This window comes from Flavobacterium cyanobacteriorum (assembly GCF_002251835.1).
Lineage (GTDB): Bacteria > Bacteroidota > Bacteroidia > Flavobacteriales > Flavobacteriaceae > Flavobacterium > Flavobacterium cyanobacteriorum.
Map to the genome: position 1 here is coordinate 18762 of NZ_NOXV01000250.1, position 19053 is coordinate 37814.

Below are 19053 nucleotides of genomic sequence, written 5' to 3' on the forward strand. Positions count from 1 at the left end.
ATGGTAAAGATTTTAATGGTTTGCCTGGGCAACATTTGCCGCTCACCGCTGGCGGAAGGCATCCTGCAATCAAAACTTCCCCGTGATAAATTTTTTGTAGACTCTGCCGGGACCGGCAACTGGCACGTAGGGCAAGGCCCCGATAAGCGTTCTGTGCTTACCGCTAAAAGCAGGGGGCTTGATATAAGTTGCCAGACTGCAAGGCAGTTTAATGTAGAAGATTTCACCAAGTTTGACCATATTTATGTAATGGACACATCTAATTATAAGGATGTGGTGATGCTTGCGCCCGATACGGCTGCCAAAGCAAAAGTAAAACTTATGATGGACGAGATTTTCCCCGGCCAGAATGTTGACGTGCCCGACCCTTACTGGAGTGAGCAGGGAGGTTTTGACAAAGTGTATGACATGCTTGATGAAGCCTGCACCCTTGTAGCCAAAAAACTTTTAAACGAGCATAGCTGATGCCCGTCGGCAAATTATACATGCTGCCCGTGCCGCTGGGCGCCGAAGCCAACCCTGAAGAGGTGCTGCCCCTTGCTGTGGCAAGAGCAATAGGTTTTATTGACTATTATATCGTTGAAAACGAAAAAACTGCACGCCGGTTCATAAAAGCTATTCTTCCCACAAAAAAACAGCCTGATTTAAAAATTTCAGTACTTAATAAACACACAGAGCCCTCTGAATATTTTTCCCTACTACAGCCGTGCCTTGAAGGGCATCATGTGGGGCTGATGAGCGAGGCCGGATGCCCCGGTGTTGCCGACCCGGGCGCTTCAATCGTAAAAATTGCCCATGAAAGAGGGATACAGGTAATTCCGCTTACAGGCCCCTCCTCTATCCTGCTTGCGCTGATGGCCAGCGGCATGAACGGGCAAAGCTTTGCCTTTAACGGATACCTACCTATAGATAAAGCCGAGAAGAAAACTGCCCTGAAGAATTTTGAGAAACTTTCGCGCGAAAAAAACCAGTCGCAGCTTTTCATTGAAACCCCATACCGTAACAATAAGCTTTTTGAGGACCTTCTTGGTACACTGCAGCCGGATACTCATTTATGCATAGCGGCTGATATTACTTTGCCTTCAGAGTACATCAGCACCAAAACCATTGCACAATGGAAACGCGAAAAGACTGACCTGCACAACAGGCCCTGCATCTTTATTATCCACAGGTTTTAATGCAGGACTGCCAAAAGATAGCCCGCCAATGAGCCGGACAATACTATTAAAGCTGAGTTAATTTTAGGAAAGGCTATCAGCAGGAATAAGGCCGAAACAGCAATTACAGTGGTTTGCCAGTTTATAATGCACTCCTTCCCCATCTGCCAGCAAACTGCCATGATTATGGCAACCGAAGCTACATTTACAGCATCAAGGAAGTGCCTGAAAGCTTTATTTCCCTCAAGGTATTTTAATATTGTGCCTAACAGCGCCACAAAAATAAATGAAGGTAAAAACACTCCTATTGTAGAAACTACCGCCCCGCCTAAACCATTTACCTGGTAGCCTATAAACGTTACTGAGGAGAAAACAGGCCCCGGTGTAAACTGCCCTACCGCAATAGCGTCAATAAGCACCTGGCTTTGCAGTACACCTGTAGCCACAAGCTCGTTATCAATAAAAGCAAACAGTGCATAGCCGCTTCCATACAGAACAGACCCAATTTTAAGAAAAGTAAAGAAAAGCCCGGTATTGCTTACTGAAGCCGCCCCTGTAAGAGGCAAAAAGCTTATCATGCTGCGCCTGCCAAAACCTGAATAAACCATATATAATAACCCCATACCGAGCATAACAAAAAGTTCAGGTATGCCTGCCAGCGCCATAGCCAGCGCAGCTGCACCCAGCAGTACTAGGGGCATGTTCTTCAAAGATGCCCTTGCCATAGGGTAAACAGCTATAACAATTATAGCAATTATGGCCGGCTTAATGCCATATATAAAAGGCTCAACAACCGGTAAAGCGCCATAGTGCTTATATAGCCAGGCTATAAAACCTGTGATAATCACGGCCGGAAGTATGAATAGGACACCGGCGGCTATAAGGCCTTTCCAGCCTGCTTTTTTATGCCCCAGGTGTATTGCCATTTCTGTGCTGTTAGGCCCGGGTATAAGCCCTGTGGCACCTACAAGGTCAAGAAATTCATTATCCTGCATCCATTGCCGCCGCTCAACTACTTCACGCCGCATCATGGCAATATGTGCGGCAGGGCCGCCAAATGCGGTGATGCCGAGCCTGGCAAAAAGCCTTATGACAGCCATAAGATCTCCTGCCATAATGCTATTGGTATTCTGAATCGTGAACGAGCGCACCCGGTAATTCTTTATCTAATGAAGCACGGTACCGTATACATCCCGCCATGAACTTTTCCCACGGGGGAACAGCAGCTTCCGGGTTTATCTTTTCGGGCAGCAGGCCCCATAGGGCCGGGTGGTGCCAGCACAGGTTATGGCCTGTACTGTCGCGGTGTTGCCTTATGCCTTGCCTCAGCCTCTTAACCTCAGCCAGTAGCCACTCATAGTCTTTTCCTTCAAGGTCGGCATCTTGTATATGTAGATCAGCCATATCCTGTAAATTAACGTTTACCTGATAAAATTAAGAATTAATAGCATATTGACATAATGTATTGATGGAAGTTAAATGGTTTTTGTAACTTTGTAAATATGGCAAAACTAATTAACCTAACCGTTTTTCGCGAGTTTTTCAGGTCAACATCAGCAGGAGGAATCCTGCTTCTTATTTGTGTGGCTGTTTCATTGATAATTGCTAATACAGGTTTAGCCGGAGGGTTCAACGGGTTTCTGTTGCAGGAATTTGGTTTTGAAAATGCTGCCATACACCTCAAATACCCTGTCCTGCTGTGGATAAATGATGGCCTCATGGCTATATTTTTCCTGCTGGTTGGGCTTGAAATCAAAAGGGAAATTGTAGAGGGTGAACTTTCTTCGGTTAAACAGGCGTCACTGCCTGTGCTTGCTGCTGTTGGCGGGGTAGTAGTGCCTGCGCTCCTGTTTGGATTGTTCAATAACAACACGCCTACAGCCCATGGCTGGGGTATACCTATGGCTACCGACATTGCTTTTGCACTGGGTATACTGTCTATGTTGGGAGACAGAGTGCCTTCGGGGCTCAAGATTTTTCTGGCGGCACTTGCCATTGTTGATGATTTAATGGCGATATTGGTTATAGCCATATTTTATTCCACAACACTTCAACTGTCCTACCTTTTATACGCAGGCGGTATTTTTGCGCTGCAGATTATTTTTAACCGTACTGGAGTGAAGAATATTTTTTTCTACGTGCTGCCCGGCATGGTAATGTGGTATTTTATCCATCATTCCGGCATCCATGCCACCATTGCGGGAGTGCTTACTGCCCTTACCCTGCCCACTACAGCTGATGATACAGAATCCTCTCTCGAAAAACTTGAGCATGCGCTTACAAAGCCGGTAAACTTTATAATTATGCCTATTTTTGCTATTGCCAATACTAACATCACATTTGAAAGCGGCATGGCTGAAGGCCTGGTAAGCAATCTCGGCATGGGTATCGTAATAGGATTGTTTTTTGGAAAACCCGCGGGAATATTTATCATGTCATACCTATCAGTCCAGGCAAAAATTGCAGAACTTCCGGCAGGTACCAGATGGATGCATGTACTCGGGCTTGGGCTTTTAGGTGGTATTGGCTTTACAATGTCAATATTTATAGCTTTGCTATCTTTTGACGATGTACACCTGCAGACGGAAGCCAAATTTGCTGTACTGGTTGCCTCAGTTGCCTCAGGTATTGCAGGTTACTTGTTACTGAATTTTTATAACCGCAAAGTTTCTTTAAGAGAAAATTAGCAGGGCTTATCTTATTGTATATAAAATTATTTAGTATATTCGGGCAAACGTGGCTGGCAATGTCTTTCTTCCCTGAATATATTATTTTAATAGCGGTAGTTATTATTGTTGCCGCTATTTACTTGTATTCAAATAGCCCAAAACGAAAAGCCGAGAAACTTAAAATCCTGAAAAGCTACAGGCGCACCCAAAACCTTTCCATGAAGCTCCAGGACACCCTAAGCAGCTATATACTTATAAAAGATGCCTATTATGAAGAACTGAAACCGGGCATTACATTCGGGAACTACCTCAGGTGGATCCAGGAACAGCATGAACAAAACTTATCAGAGGCTGTGTACCTGAAATTAAGGAATGGCAACAGCAGCAGGCTAAGAAAAAGAACAGCTGGGCTACTTAAAGCCGAAAACAAAAGGCTGCTTGAGGTGAATAAAGAACTTGAAGATATAATGAAAAAAAACCTTTAACAGGCTATTTTTTATTAATCTAAATGTACTTTAGGCTCAGGGTGTGGCACAATAGCAGAAGTGTCATAGCCACCAAACTTCTTAATGTAACTCTTCATCGAAGTCCCAAAACCGTCACGGAAGCCTCTTCTTCCGTTACTGTACAAAAAGTTTTTAACTGATGTGGCTCCGGCAAGGTGTGCCGCAGCAAGTAAACCGGATTCCGTAATTTTTACTCCTTTGATTACTTTGCCTTCATAAATTTCAATTTCGCGGCGAAGCTCCCATTTATTTTTTGACAGCAGCGCCTTAAAGGCACGTTCCTGTAGCCTGGGGCTGTTAAGGAACATTTTAGTATCATCTATTCCAAGTGCTTTGAGGGCTGATTTCCCGAACTGGTACTTTCCCATGTAGCCATAAGGGTTTATCAATTTATAAAGGCCTTGGGACTCTTTGATGGCTACGGCCTGTTTAAAGCCCACGTAGGATTTTCCCGTAAAAGGAAAATTGTAATTAATCTTTGCTGTTTCGTCAATTGTCGGTACTGTATAGTTAGTAATTTCATCATCTGCAAGATGGAAGCCTTCTATCTTTCCAAATTGCTTAGGCCCGTTAGGCTTGAAACCGGAACTTACTATGGTTATAAATAAGGCTAAACCTAAAAAGTATGACCATTTTTTTATCATAATGTTGATTTTCTCATAACCTGTCACCTTATGAATTTCACAGGCAGCAAATATACAAAAAATCATTAACCTGATTTACAATACATTAGCTTTTATAGTCACATTAACAGAATGTTAAGGCTTAAAAATAGTGAAAGAATATTCCGTAGCTCCAGTAAAATATACAGGTTACAAAAAATTTCTTAATTTAAATTTTAACCTAAAAATTCTTTCTATCGAGATAAAAAACTAAGAAAAATATAAGAAAATTACTTCAGGTTTTTTTCAAGAATTAATGTATTTTATCTCTTTATACCCATTTTGTTTACCCATGCTATATATTTCTGCCGGTTAGCTTCATGTTGTGCCGGAGTTACTGCAAACTCATGGTAGCCAAAGTTAGTTACACTGGCACAAAAATATATATAGTTGTGCATTTCGGGGTTTAATACGGCATCAAGCGCAGATATATCAGGCATGGCTATGGGTCCCGGCGGCAGGCCATCATATTTATAGGTGTTGTAGGGTGAGTCTATCACCAGGTCTTTATTAAGTACCCGTTTTATTACCTGTTCAAAATCACCCGACTGTTTCTTCATGGCATAAATAACGGTAGGATCAGCTTCAAGCTTCATACCCCTTTTCAGCCGGTTCAGGTACACACCTGCCACACGGGGCCTTTCATCGGTTTTTACAGTTTCTTTATGTACAATAGAAGCAAGTGCCGAAACCTGCAAAGGCGTAAGGTTCAGGGCTTCAGCTTTGGTTTTACGTTCCGGAGTCCAGAATTTCCTGTATTCCTTTGCCATTTTTTCCCTTACCTTTGTGGGTGTGGTATTCCAGAAGAATTCATAGGTATTGGGTATAAAAATGCTTAGCACATTATCTTCTGTAAAGCCGTTTTCTTCAAGGAATTGTTTATCTGTAAAAACCTTCATCAGCGCAAGGCTGTCCGGCTCTATCTGTGCAGCAATTCGCCCAATAGCACGTTCAAGCGTTTCCTGATTGTTAAACGATATCCTTACCGGCTGGGGCTGCCTGAGGGCGTTAACGATTTCATTGCTGTTCATTCCTCTCCTCAAAACAAACTTACCGGCTTTTACATTGCCGGGATAAGATTTTTTTTCTGCCGTAGTCCGGAATTTGTCCATGTCCCCGATATAGGGCCTCACCAGCCCCTCCACCTGGCTATACGTAGCGCCGGTAGGTACAAATATCGCCACTTCATTTTCACTGAAGGCTGTGTTTGCCGAAAAAATATCTTTATACATTATGTAGCCGTATATGGTGCCGGCCAAAATAACAATCAGCGAAAAAATGCCGACAATTCTCCTGAGTTTCAATTTATATAGTTTTATTGTTATTAATCAACTGATAGAGTTCTTCATCTTCAAAATAAGTACCCCGGTTATTCCATTCTTTTTTAACACCCACACACCGGAAGCCAAAATTAGTAAAAAGCATTTTACTGGCCGTATTGGAAACATCTATATTTGCGTATAGCTGGCGGAGCCTGAGGTGGGTAAAAGAATAATCGACAAGCAGCCTGAGCGCCTCTTTCCCAATCCCCCTGTTCCTGTAGCGTTCCAGCAGCACAACTCCTATACCTGCCCTGCGGTTATCAGGATCAAAATCAAAAAGGTCTATAAGCCCTGCGGCTGTATTATCTTCGGTAAGGCAGATGGCCAGCCTTAACTGGCGGGCCTGGTAAATATCCTGGTGGGCATTTTCCAGGTAGCTTCGTATGAGGAACCGGCTGTAAGGAGCCTGCGTGTTACTCAGCTTCCACATGGACTCATCATTCTCAATAGCATATACAAATTCTAGGTCTTCCGGCTCAAGCGCCCTGAGATACGCTTTATCACCTTTAAGTGTTACCATGCTGTTTTTCCTTTAAATACAAAACGTGCCGGGCCTGTAAGGAAAATATTGGTAAACTGTTTACCGTCCTGCAGGAACGAAACGGACAGCTCCCCACCCGGAGTTTCAAGTGTAACTTTATCAGAATCTGTCCGCCCGGTAACTTTCATAGCCAGTGCTACAGCCGTTACTCCGGTACCGCAGCTCAACGTTTCGTCCTCAACCCCCCGCTCATAAGTGCGTACTGAAAATTTGTCAGTCCCTGTCTGGCTTACAAAGTTTACATTAGAGCCTTTATCGCCATACAGCCCGCTGTAACGAATTTGGCCCCCCACGCCCTTAACATCAAATGAAGGCAGGTTTTCTACCATTTCCACATGATGTGGCGAACCGGTATCAAGAAAAACATAATCCTCATAAACTGACACGGTATGCACATCTTTCATCTGTAGCGATACAATACCGTTGTCATCAATAGTAGCATGATGGAGGCCGTCTACTGCTGCAAAATTGGCATCTTCATCAATAATACCCAGGTCACGGGCAAAAGCGGTTATACAGCGCCCGCCGTTACCGCACATGCTGCTCTCATTCCCGTCAGAATTATAGTAAACCATACTAAAATCAGCATCGCCTGCGTTCTCTAAAAGTATCAGCCCGTCTGCGCCGATACCAAACCTGCGGTCGCATAAGAATTTAACAAGTTTGGTATCATTTTTGGGAAATATATTGTTGCGGTTATCTACCAAAATAAAATCGTTCCCGGTACCCTGGTATTTATAAAAAGTGTGCAGCATTTTTTGTAGATATTACAGCAAAAGTACAAATATTAACGACACTTTAAATGGATGCCGCCGATTTTGAAAAAGTAATAATATCGTATAATTTTAAACTGAAAAATTAAATACTGTTTTGATTATGAAAAAAATTTCAGGTTTATTTTTTGTAGCCATGCTTGGTGGTGCTACTACGCTTGGAGCCTATAAACTGATATTTGATAATGATAAGCCTTCGTCTGCTTTATCAGTAGCTCCGCCAATCAATTTTACACGTACTGTTGGCCTGGGCCCTGAAGCCGTAGATTTCACTGAAGCGGCAGATAAAGCCATACATACTGTAGTGCACGTCAAAAATGTATCGTACACGACAGTACCCAGCAACCCTATGCTGGAGTTCTTTTATGGCTATCGTGGTGGGCAGCAACAGGCCCAGGTAGGTACCGGTTCCGGGGTAATAATTACAGAAGACGGCTACATTGTTACTAATAACCATGTGGTACAGAATGCTTCAGAGCTTGAAGTAACCCTTAACAACAACAAATCGTATAAAGCAAAACTTGTAGGTACTGACTCTAAAATGGATATTGCGCTGCTCAAAGTAGAAACCAGCGATAAACTTCCGTATGCTACTTTTGGCAATTCTGATGACATAAAAGTAGGCGAATGGGTACTTGCCGTTGGCAACCCCTATAACCTGACTTCAACCGTCACGGCGGGTATTGTATCTGCAAAGGCAAGGAATCTCAGCAAAGACGGCATCCAGTCGTTCATACAAACTGATGCTGCCGTTAATCCCGGCAACAGCGGCGGCGCACTCGTAAACACCCGTGGCGAACTCATCGGTATCAACACCATGATTTCTTCTATGACCGGTTCTTATGTGGGCTATTCGTTTGCCGTACCTTCCAATATCACAAGAAAAATAATCGAAGATATTATGGAGTTTGGAAACGTACAGCGTGGCGTGCTGGGCGTACAGGGCGGCGAACTTAACAGCGCTGCCTCAAAAGAACTGGGAATTAATGAAACACAGGGTTTTTATGTGAACAGTGTTGTCAAGGATTCGGGCGCAGAAAAAGCCGGCATAAAAAAAGGTGATATCATTATTAAGATAGATGAACGCCCAATCTCAGGATTTTCAGACCTTAATGCCGCAATAGTCACAAAGAGGCCTAATGACGTTGTTAAGGTGGGTATCCGCCGTAACGGCAAAGACCTTACGGTACCGGTAAAACTCTCTAAAAATGAAATTTACAGCTATAGCGGGCTTGAGCTTGAAGACCTGTCTCCTGCTGAAAAAAAACGCTTCAATATTGACTATGGCGTTAAAATAAAAGATATAACCGACCAGCAGTACATGCCGTATTATGAAGAACTGAAAGACGGGATAATATTGAGTGTAAACAATGTAAAGGCTAAGGATATTGAAACAGTTTCAAAATTATTATCCGACAAAAGCCCTAACGACAGGGTAAGGGTGGAAATGCTTACCCGGAACGGGCAAATCGTTCGGTTTATAATGTAAAAACACCATACGCCCCTGCAACCACAGGGGCGTATGATTTTATAAACATTACATAACGTTTATAAAACATTGTGTGGCTATAGGTTATTTACTTTTAGACAAGAAATATTTCGGCGTGAAAAAGAAAAAAACACAAAAGCTTGAAACGGCACTCCACTTACTTACGGTATTGGTACTCCTGCTTAAGGCATTTGACCTTTACAGAAGGGATCAATATATCCCGGCCACTATAATCTCAGTATTGGCTGCCACCGCACTTATAATCATCACCTTCCGTAGGAGGCTGGGGATGAGAAGCAGGAAAGCCGGCATTACCTGCTTTTATCTTGAAGCGCCTGCCCTTATGGCCGTGGCGCTGGTACTGCACCGGGAAGGTAACGAATTCCTTCCCCTTATGTTCTTTATAGCAGCCGTAATATATCCCGTAGCCGGGTTTATCGCATCAAAAAAGTTTAAACAAATAAAAAACCTTTACTAAGGCCGGGCTGCTGTTTTTATTAGCTTTACAATTATTTTTTTCAATTTTACCCTTCCGTTTAGAAAACATAACTTATGACACGGCACTCCCAATCGTAATTTATAAGTATAACATAAAAAATTGATTACACCGGAAAGTATAGAGCTTATTTCATCCCTGATAAAATTTTTTAAATAGCGTGCTTTGTATAAGTTAAGGCAAAAAGCATAAAAATATATTTTACGAAAACGTTTGAAATCTATACTTTTGCACTAAAATAACATGTACTTAATTTTTTATCTTCATGAATAATAATGTTTTATACGAAAAGGAACTTTCATTCCAGGCAGACAGGCGAAGGGCTGGCGTAGAATTTATAAAAATTGTAAGCGACCTTTGGTACGATAAATCCATAGAGCTTGTACTGTTCAGGAACCAGCTTATTGACAGGAACGTCAGCGATATAATTAACCTTCATGAATATGCAGGCGAATTTGTGCAAAAGCCCATCAACGTATTTGATTCAGTTGAGATTGCCCGCGCTATAGAATCGCTCGACCTCCCGCCTTCCCGTATAGACATCGGCAGGCTTACCTATGAGTACCATCTTGAAGATGATAAGTATAATGACGCTACAGCCTTTGTAATTGATAAACTTAAAGATGCAAAAACCAGCCAGGAAATTAAGCCGAAAGATGTAGTATTATATGGATTTGGGCGTATAGGCAGGCTGCTGGCCAGGGAAATGATGAGCAAGATAGGCAAAGGAACCCAGCTGAGGCTGCGCGCTATTGTTACCCGTGACAAGAACGACGCCGTACTGCTTGAGAAAAGGGCATCACTATTGCGCTATGATTCTATCCATGGGGACTTCCAGGGTTCTGTAATAGCAGACCCCGAAAATAACGCACTGATAATTAATGGTACAACAGTGCATATAATAACGGCTAATTCGCCCGAAGAAATAGATTATACAAAATACGGCATCAAAGATGCCCTGCTCATTGATAATACCGGAGCATTTACTACAGAAGAAGCACTCCAGCGCCATATGGCATCAAAAGGCGTTGAAAAAGTACTCTTAACCGCTCCCGGAAAAGGTGTCCCAAACATTGTTTATGGCGTAAACCATAATGATTATAACCCTGACAAAGTGAGTATTTTTTCAGCGGCATCATGTACTACAAATGCCATAACCCCTGTGCTTAAAGCTGTGGAAGACACACTCGGTGTTGTTAAGGGACACCTGGAAACTATACATGCTTACACTAATGACCAGAACCTTGTAGACAACATGCACAAGAAATACCGCCGCGGCAGGGCTGCAGGCCTCAATATGGTAATTACCGAAACAGGAGCCGGAAGCGCTGTAGCCAAGGCTTTGCCTTCACTGGCCGGTAAACTCACATCAAATGCCATAAGGGTACCGGTACCAAACGGGTCGCTGGTAGTGCTAAACCTTGAAGTAGAAAAAACAACAAGCATTGCCGAAGTGAACAATATAATGAAAAAGTATGCGCTTGAAGGGGAGCTTGTAGAGCAGATTAAATATTCCATGAGCAACGAACTGGTATCAAGCGACATTGTAGGCACTGCGCAGCCTGCCATCTACGACAGCAATGCTACAATAGTGAGCGCTGATGGTAAAAACATTGTACTGTATGTATGGTATGACAATGAATATGGCTACAGCCACCAGGTTATTCGACTGGCCAAGTATATTGCTAAAGTACGCAGGTTCACTTATTATTAAAAATGTACCCGGAAACCATAACTACAAATCCACACCTGCATCGTGTGGATTTTTTATTTAAAACCATTCCAGGCGTACAAAATTGCCCCTTTGCACAAGGATTGCAGTTGCAAAAACTTTGATTTTCATCCTGATTTGGCTGTAAAGATATTAATCAGGAGCAGCCGGCTAAGCGCACTTTTGTAATCGCACATCCCGCTCTCAGCTCTATCTCCCCGCCGCGAAAGCGGGCGGCGGGGAGGATGCCGCCTCCATCGGGGCTACCGTGAGAAGCCATTGCTTATCAGGAGTCGCGGCAATATATAAATGCAGGCATGGAGCAGTTCCCCCAATGTTTTCAGGGCAGCCAATGCCCTTCATACAAGAGGATAAAATTACTCTGATACACACTACTTTGTTTCCCTAACATTACCTACTTTTGCACCTTCACAACACACAACACAATGAACACAACAAAAACCATTTCATCCGCCCTTATTTCAGTATTCGATAAACAGGGGCTGGAGCCAATTGTAAGGAAACTTCACCAGCAATCCGTAACTATTTATTCTACCGGCGGCACCGAGACTTTTATTAAAGGACTTGGCATCCCCGTGATAGCAATTGAAGAGGTTACTTCCTACCCTTCTATACTGGGTGGCAGGGTTAAAACACTGCATCCCAAAATATTTGGCGGCATCCTGAACCGCCAGGACAACGAACTGGATGTACAGCAGATGGAAGCGTTTGATATTCCGCAAATAGACCTTGTAATTGTTGACCTGTACCCGTTTGAAAAAACGGTGGCTTCGGGCGCTTCAGAACAGGATATTATCGAAAAGATTGATATAGGCGGCATTTCACTGATACGTGCCGCAGCCAAGAATTTTAAAGATACGGTTATAGTAGCTTCTGTTGAGGACTACAGCCTTTTCCTGGAAACCATTACAAAAAATAATGGCGCTACCACGCTTGAGGAGCGAAAAATGTTCGCCACTAAGGCTTTCCATGTGTCATCGCATTACGATACGGCTATTTTCAATTATTTTAATACTGACGCTACTTATTTTAAACAAAGCGTGTCCGGCGGCCAGGTGCTCCGGTATGGCGAGAACCCGCACCAGAAAGGATTCTTTTTTGGCGAGTTTGACAAAATGTTTACCAAGCTGCATGGCAAGGAACTGTCATACAACAACCTGCTTGATGTAGATGCCGCGGTAAACCTGATGCAGGAATTTAAAAATGACGCGCCTACCTTTGCTATACTCAAGCACAACAACGCTTGCGGGCTGGCTACAAGGCCTACCGTAAAAGAGGCTTATCTTCACGCGCTTGCCGGTGACCCTACCTCAGCCTTTGGGGGCGTGCTGATAGCGAATGCTACTATTGACAAAGCTGCCGCTGAAGAAATAAACAAGCTTTTCTGCGAGGTGGTTATTGCGCCGGGCTATGATGCTGACGCTATTGATATTTTACAGGAGAAGAAAAACAGGATACTGCTGGTACAGCATGATGTGGAGCTTCCGCAGCAACAGGTGCGTACCTGCCTTAACGGGTTGCTGGTACAGGATAAAGATAGTATAACCGACAATAAGGCTATGCTGCAAACCGTTACTGTTACTGAGCCAACGGCACAGGAAGTGGATGACATGATATTCGCGTCAAAAATATGTAAGCACACCAAAAGCAACACTATAGTTTTTGCAAAGAACGGCCAGCTCCTGGCCTCTGGCACAGGGCAAACATCGAGAGTTGATGCGCTAAGGCAGGCTGTTGAAAAGGCGCGCTCGTTTAACTTTGACCTTAACGGGGCCGTTATGGCAAGCGATGCATTTTTCCCGTTCCCTGATTGTGTGGAGCTGGCAAAACACGCCGGGATAACCGCTGTCATTCAGCCCGGAGGCTCCATAAAAGACGAACTGAGCATAAATTACTGCAACGAAAATAATGTTGCCATGGTATTTACCGGAACCCGTCATTTTAAACATTAATTTTATTACTTTTGTAGGCTTAATTTATTATAAATATAATACCCTTAAACAGTATGGGATTTTTTGATTTCATGACCGAGGACATTGCCATTGACCTTGGTACCGCAAATACCCTCATCATACATAATGACAAAGTTGTAATAGACAGCCCTTCTATAGTGGCACGCGACCGTGTTTCCGGTAAAATAATTGCCGTAGGCAAGGAAGCAAACATGATGCAGGGTAAAACCCATGAAAACATAAAAACTATACGCCCGCTCAAAGACGGGGTTATTGCCGATTTTGACGCTTCTGAGAAAATGATCAGCATGTTTATCAAAAGCATACCGGCACTAAAAAAGAAACTTTTTACCCCGGCCCTGCGGATGGTTATCTGTATCCCTTCAGGCATTACCGAAGTGGAGATGCGTGCCGTAAAAGAGTCGGCCGAAAGGGTAAATGGTAAAGAAGTTTACCTCATACACGAGCCTATGGCCGCCGCTATTGGTATTGGTGTGGATATTATGCAGCCTAAAGGGAACATGATTGTGGATATTGGCGGCGGTACTACCGAAATTGCAGTTATTGCCCTCGGCGGTATTGTGTGTGACAAGTCTGTAAAGATTGCAGGCGACGTATTTACAAATGACATTGTATACTACATGAGGACCCAACACAACCTTTTTGTTGGGGAAAGCACTGCAGAAAAAATAAAGATTACCATCGGTGCTGCCATTGAAGACCTTGAGGCCCCGCCGGAAGAAATGTCGGTACAGGGGCGTGACCTGCTGACAGGCAAGCCGAAGCAGGTAGATGTATCCTACCGGGAAATTGCCAAGGCGCTTGATAAGTCCATACAGCGTATTGAAGATGCGGTAATGGAAACCCTGTCTCAGACACCGCCAGAACTTGCAGCAGACATTTACAATACCGGTATTTACCTTGCCGGTGGCGGATCAATGCTAAGGGGGCTTGACAAACGGATATCTCAAAAAACGGACCTGCCAGTTTATATCGCAGAAGACCCCCTGAGGGCGGTTGTAAGAGGAACGGGAATGGCACTAAAAAACATACAAAAATTCAGGAGCATACTTATAAAATAACGAAGTAACCCATGCAGCAAATATTTAATTTTATATATAAAAACAGTATCTTACTACTGTTTTTGCTGCTTTTGGGCATATCGTTATCACTTACTATACAGTCCCACTCCTACCACAGGAGCAAGGCCGTATCATCGGCCAACGCCGTAAGCGGCTATGTATATGAGCAGGTCAATAATGTGAAGGAATACCTGAGCCTACGCGAACAGAATGAACAGCTGGCAAAGGAAAATGCACAACTGAAAAAGATGCTTTTTAACACTAAAGACACCGTTAATCCAAAGGGCATGAAGCTTCCGCCAGTATTGGGAAACTATAGCGTCATCCATTCTAAAGTTATTGATAACTCTTATAACAAGCCGGAAAATTACATTACCATAAACAGCGGAAAAAAAGACGGCCTGAAACCTGATATGGGTGTTGTAAGCAGCCTTGGGGTTATTGGTGTAGTGGAAAACGTATCGAACAGCTATGCTACGGTAATCAGCGTACTTAACTCAAAGTTCAGGCTGAATGCAAAAATTAAGAAGAATAACCATTTTGGCACGCTGACATGGAATGGCAAAAACACAGGATTTGTACAGCTTATAGACGTGCCGCGACTGGCGAGTGTGCGGAAAGGCGATACAATAGTAACTGGTGCCGAATCAAAAATTTTTCCTGAAAATATACCGGTAGGGACTATTGAAAAAGTATATATTGATAAGCGGACAAATTATTATACCCTCGATATAAGGCTGTTTAATGATATGACCAGCCTTGGCCATGTATATATTATAGAAAACAAGGACCGCAGAGAAATTATAAAACTACAAGAAGAAACCACGTCAGATGAGTAGTACCCTGATAATAAATATATCCAGGTTTATGATACTGTTGCTGCTACAGGTGGTTGTTTTCAGCAAACTGGACCTCTTTGGGTTCCTTAATCCGTATCCATATATCTTATTTATTCTTCTTTATCCGGTAAACAGCAACAGGGCGGGTTTATTGCTGGCTTCTTTTTGTATGGGCCTTATGCTTGATATGTTCCTTAATTCTGGCGGTTCTCATGCTGTAGCCTGTGTGGTACTGGCATATCTAAGGCCATCGTTTTTCAGGTTTTCGTTTGGTATAAGTTATGAGTACCAGACGGTACGCATCAATGACCGCCTTTCCCCGGAACGGTTTTCATTCATGCTAGTTTGTGTTGTAACACACCATTTTATTTTATACCTTTTAGAAATTTTCAGGTTCAGCCTTATACTTGACATCCTGATTAGGACAATATTATCAGCTGTATTTACGCTTATACTTTGTATAACTATTATCTACCTTATTAAGCCGGGCAAACAATGAGAAAGATATTACTGCCAACAATTATAGTTGCCGCTACCGTGCTAATCATAGCAAGGCTTTTTTATTTGCAGATACTTGATGACTCGTATATAAAAAAATCAGATAATAATGCTATTAAAATAGTATATGAATATCCGGAAAGAGGCTATATATATGACAGGAACGGTAAATTGCTGGTAGCCAACCAGCCGTCTTATGATATAATGGTGACACCCAATGAGATGAAAAATACTGATACACTGGAAATATGTACCCTTTTGAATATATCCAGAGAATATTTCATAGAAAGGGTTAAGAAAGCTAAAGTATACAGCCCAAGGCTGCCATCAGTTTTTCTGCCACAGCTCAGCAAAAAAGAATTTGCGGCGTTCCAGGAAAAGATACGGAAGTTTAAGGGATTTGATATCGTAAAGCGATCGTTGCGTGATTATCAGGTGAATGTAGGGGCTAATATTTTTGGATACATAGCCCAGGCAAATGATAATATTATCAAAAAGAACCCTTACTATAAAAGCGGCGACCTCATCGGCAAGCAGGGCGTAGAAGAAATGTACGAAGAAATACTGCGGGGAGTCAAGGGAGCAAAATACATTCAGAAAGACCGTTTTAACCGTGAGATAGGCTCTTTCAAAAATGGCATTTATGACACTATTGCCGTACAGGGCCAGGATATAACCCTTACCATAGATGCAGAGCTCCAAAAATATGGTGAAGCGCTTATGTTTGAGAAACGCGGCGGTATCGTGGCTATTGAACCCAAAACCGGCGAAATACTGGCCCTGGTTACAGCGCCTTCTTATGATCCTGCCATACTAGTGGGCAGGGAGCGGTCTAAAAACTACTTAATGCTTGACAGAGACACTATCAGTAAGCCCTTGTATGACAGGGGCCTTCTCGCCGAATACCCCCCGGGCTCACCTTTCAAGATTCTTACCGGCCTTGTAGGCCTGCAGGAAGAAGTTATTGATGAGAATTCCACATTTATGTGCCACCACGGTTTTTCATACGGGCGTGGCGCATTTATGAAATGCCACTGCCCCGGCGGCTCTATACAGTTGCATAATGGTATCTATAAATCGTGCAATACCTACTTCGCGAGCACCTTTAAACTTACAATTGACAAATACCCCAAACCGGAACAGGGCCTGAACGCGTGGAGTAATCATATGAAGAGTTTCGGGCTGGGCGATTTTCTAGGCTATGACCTTCCACCAGGGCGAAAAGGACACGTACCCACTTCAAAATTCTATAAAAGGTTTTATCCTAACGGAGGCTGGAGAAGTTCTACTATTATATCTAATTCCATAGGCCAGGGCGAAGTGGCCATGACACCAATACAACTGGCCAATATGATGGCAACCGTGGCAAACGAAGGCTGGTACTACACGCCACACATCATAAAAAAGATTGAAGGACGTAAAATTGATAAAAAATTTACCACAAAGCATTATACTTCTATTGATAAGCAGCATTTCAGGCCGGTTATCAATGGCTTGTTTGATGTATATAATTTTGGTACTGCAAGCCACCTGAAAGTAGAAGGCATTGAAATTTGCGGTAAAACCGGTACGGCTGAAAACTTTGCCAAAATTAACGGTGTCAGGACCCAGCTTGATGACCACTCTATATTTGTAGCTTTTGCACCGCGCGACAATCCTAAAATTGCCATAGCAGTATTTGTAGAAAACGGTTACTGGGGCGCACGCTGGGCAGGGCCCATAGCCAGCCTTATGATTGAGAAATACCTTAAAGGAGAAGTCACGCAAAAAGCGCGTGAAGAATGGATCATGACACACGGCCTCAAAGCCACATACGATAAATACCTTAGCGGCCAGCCATTTACTATTAATAAATAATGAAAAACCAGAGCGTAACCAATAATATAGACTGGATTACCATCCTGCTGTATGCGGTACTGGTAATAATGGGGTGGATGAATATTTATTCTGCTTCACTTCCTACGGAGGAAACTTCTTTCTTTGATATTGGGCATACTTATGGGAAGCAAATATTTTTTATAATCCTGAGTATCCCTATCATAGTAGTAGTACTTACTGTAGATGCAAAGATATACGATAAGTATGCACTTGTATTTTATGCTTTTTCATTAGTACTTTTGGCCGGGCTTTTTGCATTTGGGTCCACCATAAAAGGGCAAACGAACTGGTATTCCTTTGGCAGCTTCGGTTTCCAGCCTTCAGAATTTGCCAAGATAGCCACGTCTCTGGTACTCTCCAAATACCTGAGCGATGTACAGATAAACCTTAAAAACACCAATCACCAGCTGCTGGCATTTGGTATAATAGCCCTGCCGGTTGCGCTCATATTGATGCAGCCTGATGCAGGAAGCGCCATGATATTTGTAGCGCTTATACTCGCATTATACAGGGAAGGATTACCCGGTATTTACCTGGTTACCGGGGCCATAGCCATAGTTTTGTTCCTTCTGGCATTGCTCATTAAACCGGTATACCTCATATTATTTGCGCTCATAATCATACTGTTGCAATACTTCTTTACACGGAGGGCTTTCAGGAACCCTATACTATCTGCTATTATTTTTGTGGCCATGACCGGTTTCGTCCTGTCAGTAGATTATGTTTTTGAGAATGTGCTTGAAGACCACCAGAAAGACCGCATCAATGTGCTGTTCGATAAAGGCAACATCAACCAGCAGGCGGAAGGCTACAACCTCAACCAGTCCCTTATCGCTATTGGCTCCGGTGGCTGGTTTGGTAAAGGCTACCTTGAAGGGACACAGACTAAGGGCGGTTTTGTGCCGGAACAGCATACGGATTATATATTTACTACAGTAGGCGAAGAGTGGGGCTTTGTGGGTGCAGTAGTAGTGATTATATTATTTATAACACTGCTTTTGCGCATTATTTACCTTGCCGAACGGCAAAAATCCAAAATGAGCCGTACCTATGGCTATTGTGTAGCCTCCATTTTGTTTATGCACTTTTTTGTAAATATTACCATGCTTATAAAGCTGTTCCCAACTATAGGTGTACCCCTCCCCTTTTTCAGCTATGGCGGTTCCAGCCTATGGGCCTTTACTATTTTGCTGTTCATTTTTATTAAGATGGATGCCAACAAGGTGAATGAGTGGTAAACCATGTAACTCACAATGGTAGCTGTATCTTCATAAGTCTCCACTTGTGGCTATGACTAAAACGTCAAACCAATTATGAAGGCGATACCTTAGCTGCACTGCCCTAAACAGCACCATGCACTGACTGACATTTTATGAAACCTTTAACATTCTTATCTTGTTGAAATATATATATATTGAAGTGGTTTAAACTTTTATTTTATTAAATTTCTTTAGTGC

19 protein-coding genes are annotated in these 19053 nt (G+C 43.0%); 13 read left to right on the forward strand and 6 right to left on the reverse strand.

The features are described 5' to 3' along the window. Together CHU92_RS07650 and CHU92_RS07655 are read left to right on the forward strand one after the other, a co-directional pair. A complete protein-coding gene (locus CHU92_RS07650) occupies positions 1–465 on the forward strand; it encodes a low molecular weight protein-tyrosine-phosphatase (protein ID WP_165764612.1) in 465 nt (154 codons plus the stop codon). Further along, positions 465–1178 carry an SAM-dependent methyltransferase gene (locus tag CHU92_RS07655; protein ID WP_094414244.1) on the forward strand — a complete coding sequence of 238 codons (714 nt, stop codon included), beginning with the start codon at positions 465–467 and terminating at the stop codon, positions 1176–1178. Before CHU92_RS07650 ends, CHU92_RS07655 begins: the two co-directional genes overlap by 1 nt. Here CHU92_RS07655 and chrA read toward each other — a convergent pair. Both chrA and CHU92_RS07665 read right to left on the reverse strand, forming a co-directional pair. Next, positions 1175–2272, reverse strand: coding sequence for a chromate efflux transporter (gene chrA, locus CHU92_RS07660; protein WP_094414246.1), 1098 nt, complete (start codon positions 2270–2272; stop codon positions 1175–1177). The two genes, CHU92_RS07655 and chrA, sit on opposite strands and share 4 nt — an antisense overlap. Positions 2273–2276: 4 nt before the next feature. Continuing rightward, positions 2277–2561 (reverse strand): hypothetical protein, encoded by a 285-nt coding sequence (locus CHU92_RS07665; protein ID WP_094414248.1) that lies wholly within the window; start codon positions 2559–2561, stop codon positions 2277–2279. Positions 2562–2659: 98 nt separating this feature from the next. Between CHU92_RS07665 and nhaA the strand changes: the two genes are divergently transcribed. Further along, complete coding sequence (nhaA, locus tag CHU92_RS07670) at positions 2660–3844, forward strand: Na+/H+ antiporter NhaA (RefSeq protein WP_094414250.1); 1185 nt, start codon at positions 2660–2662, stop codon at positions 3842–3844. A gap of 59 nt (positions 3845–3903) precedes the next feature. Next, positions 3904–4311 carry a hypothetical protein gene (locus CHU92_RS07675; protein WP_094414252.1) on the forward strand — a complete coding sequence of 136 codons (408 nt, stop codon included), beginning with the start codon at positions 3904–3906 and terminating at the stop codon, positions 4309–4311. A 14-nt stretch (positions 4312–4325) separates the two neighbouring features. On the opposite strand, the gene CHU92_RS07680 is transcribed toward CHU92_RS07675, so the two are convergent. The 4 genes from CHU92_RS07680 to dapF all read right to left on the reverse strand — a co-directional run bounded on the left by CHU92_RS07680 (position 4326) and on the right by dapF (position 7612). Further along, on the reverse strand, positions 4326–4976 hold the full coding sequence (locus tag CHU92_RS07680; protein WP_094414284.1) for a peptidoglycan-binding protein LysM: 651 nt from the start codon (positions 4974–4976) through the stop codon (positions 4326–4328). 281 nt (positions 4977–5257) lie between these two features. Then, positions 5258–6298 carry an endolytic transglycosylase MltG gene (gene mltG / locus CHU92_RS07685; protein ID WP_094414254.1) on the reverse strand — a complete coding sequence of 347 codons (1041 nt, stop codon included), beginning with the start codon at positions 6296–6298 and terminating at the stop codon, positions 5258–5260. A 1-nt stretch (position 6299) separates the two neighbouring features. Then, a complete protein-coding gene (locus tag CHU92_RS07690) occupies positions 6300–6836 on the reverse strand; it encodes a GNAT family N-acetyltransferase (RefSeq protein ID WP_094414256.1) in 537 nt (178 codons plus the stop codon). Then, a complete protein-coding gene (gene dapF, locus CHU92_RS07695) occupies positions 6830–7612 on the reverse strand; it encodes a diaminopimelate epimerase (RefSeq protein WP_094414258.1) in 783 nt (260 codons plus the stop codon). Before dapF ends, CHU92_RS07690 begins: the two co-directional genes overlap by 7 nt. A gap of 121 nt (positions 7613–7733) precedes the next feature. Between dapF and CHU92_RS07700 the strand changes: the two genes are divergently transcribed. The 9 genes from CHU92_RS07700 (at position 7734) to rodA (ending at position 18834) form a co-directional block, all read left to right on the forward strand. Continuing rightward, positions 7734–9119 carry a trypsin-like peptidase domain-containing protein gene (locus tag CHU92_RS07700; RefSeq protein ID WP_094414260.1) on the forward strand — a complete coding sequence of 462 codons (1386 nt, stop codon included), beginning with the start codon at positions 7734–7736 and terminating at the stop codon, positions 9117–9119. Between the two features lie 115 nt (positions 9120–9234). Then, on the forward strand, positions 9235–9597 hold the full coding sequence (locus CHU92_RS07705) for a hypothetical protein (RefSeq protein ID WP_129583030.1): 363 nt from the start codon (positions 9235–9237) through the stop codon (positions 9595–9597). Between the two features lie 283 nt (positions 9598–9880). Further along, positions 9881–11329, forward strand: a complete 1449-nt coding sequence (locus CHU92_RS07710) for a glyceraldehyde-3-phosphate dehydrogenase (protein ID WP_094414264.1) — start codon at positions 9881–9883, stop codon at positions 11327–11329. Between the two features lie 443 nt (positions 11330–11772). Further along, a complete protein-coding gene (gene purH / locus CHU92_RS07715; protein WP_094414266.1) occupies positions 11773–13299 on the forward strand; it encodes a bifunctional phosphoribosylaminoimidazolecarboxamide formyltransferase/IMP cyclohydrolase in 1527 nt (508 codons plus the stop codon). A 53-nt stretch (positions 13300–13352) separates the two neighbouring features. Beyond that, positions 13353–14381, forward strand: a complete 1029-nt coding sequence (locus CHU92_RS07720; RefSeq protein ID WP_094414268.1) for a rod shape-determining protein — start codon at positions 13353–13355, stop codon at positions 14379–14381. Between the two features lie 11 nt (positions 14382–14392). Beyond that, positions 14393–15220, forward strand: coding sequence for a rod shape-determining protein MreC (mreC, locus tag CHU92_RS07725; RefSeq protein WP_094414270.1), 828 nt, complete (start codon positions 14393–14395; stop codon positions 15218–15220). Continuing rightward, complete coding sequence (locus CHU92_RS07730) at positions 15213–15719, forward strand: rod shape-determining protein MreD (protein ID WP_094414272.1); 507 nt, start codon at positions 15213–15215, stop codon at positions 15717–15719. The genes mreC and CHU92_RS07730 overlap by 8 nt, the downstream gene beginning before the upstream one ends. After that, positions 15716–17575 carry a penicillin-binding protein 2 gene (mrdA, locus tag CHU92_RS07735; RefSeq protein ID WP_094414274.1) on the forward strand — a complete coding sequence of 620 codons (1860 nt, stop codon included), beginning with the start codon at positions 15716–15718 and terminating at the stop codon, positions 17573–17575. Before CHU92_RS07730 ends, mrdA begins: the two co-directional genes overlap by 4 nt. After that, positions 17575–18834 (forward strand): rod shape-determining protein RodA, encoded by a 1260-nt coding sequence (gene rodA / locus CHU92_RS07740; protein WP_094414276.1) that lies wholly within the window; start codon positions 17575–17577, stop codon positions 18832–18834. The genes mrdA and rodA overlap by 1 nt, the downstream gene beginning before the upstream one ends. Positions 18835–19053: the final 219 nt, after the last annotated feature.

What these genes read in the sequence shown, in the direction of transcription:
- CHU92_RS07650 (WP_165764612.1), top strand. Translation starts at nt 1, where the DNA reads ATGGTAAAGATTTTAATGGTTTGCCTGGGCAACATTTGCCGCTCACCG.
- CHU92_RS07655 (WP_094414244.1), top strand. Translation starts at nt 465, where the DNA reads ATGCCCGTCGGCAAATTATACATGCTGCCCGTGCCGCTGGGCGCCGAA.
- chrA (WP_094414246.1), bottom strand. Translation starts at nt 2,272, where the DNA reads ATGGCAGGAGATCTTATGGCTGTCATAAGGCTTTTTGCCAGGCTCGGC.
- CHU92_RS07665 (WP_094414248.1), bottom strand. Translation starts at nt 2,561, where the DNA reads ATGGCTGATCTACATATACAAGATGCCGACCTTGAAGGAAAAGACTAT.
- nhaA (WP_094414250.1), top strand. Translation starts at nt 2,660, where the DNA reads ATGGCAAAACTAATTAACCTAACCGTTTTTCGCGAGTTTTTCAGGTCA.
- CHU92_RS07675 (WP_094414252.1), top strand. Translation starts at nt 3,904, where the DNA reads ATGTCTTTCTTCCCTGAATATATTATTTTAATAGCGGTAGTTATTATT.
- CHU92_RS07680 (WP_094414284.1), bottom strand. Translation starts at nt 4,976, where the DNA reads ATGATAAAAAAATGGTCATACTTTTTAGGTTTAGCCTTATTTATAACC.
- CHU92_RS07690 (WP_094414256.1), bottom strand. Translation starts at nt 6,836, where the DNA reads ATGGTAACACTTAAAGGTGATAAAGCGTATCTCAGGGCGCTTGAGCCG.
- dapF (WP_094414258.1), bottom strand. Translation starts at nt 7,612, where the DNA reads ATGCTGCACACTTTTTATAAATACCAGGGTACCGGGAACGATTTTATT.
- CHU92_RS07700 (WP_094414260.1), top strand. Translation starts at nt 7,734, where the DNA reads ATGAAAAAAATTTCAGGTTTATTTTTTGTAGCCATGCTTGGTGGTGCT.
- CHU92_RS07710 (WP_094414264.1), top strand. Translation starts at nt 9,881, where the DNA reads ATGAATAATAATGTTTTATACGAAAAGGAACTTTCATTCCAGGCAGAC.
- purH (WP_094414266.1), top strand. Translation starts at nt 11,773, where the DNA reads ATGAACACAACAAAAACCATTTCATCCGCCCTTATTTCAGTATTCGAT.
- CHU92_RS07720 (WP_094414268.1), top strand. Translation starts at nt 13,353, where the DNA reads ATGGGATTTTTTGATTTCATGACCGAGGACATTGCCATTGACCTTGGT.
- mreC (WP_094414270.1), top strand. Translation starts at nt 14,393, where the DNA reads ATGCAGCAAATATTTAATTTTATATATAAAAACAGTATCTTACTACTG.
- CHU92_RS07730 (WP_094414272.1), top strand. Translation starts at nt 15,213, where the DNA reads ATGAGTAGTACCCTGATAATAAATATATCCAGGTTTATGATACTGTTG.
- mrdA (WP_094414274.1), top strand. Translation starts at nt 15,716, where the DNA reads ATGAGAAAGATATTACTGCCAACAATTATAGTTGCCGCTACCGTGCTA.
- rodA (WP_094414276.1), top strand. Translation starts at nt 17,575, where the DNA reads ATGAAAAACCAGAGCGTAACCAATAATATAGACTGGATTACCATCCTG.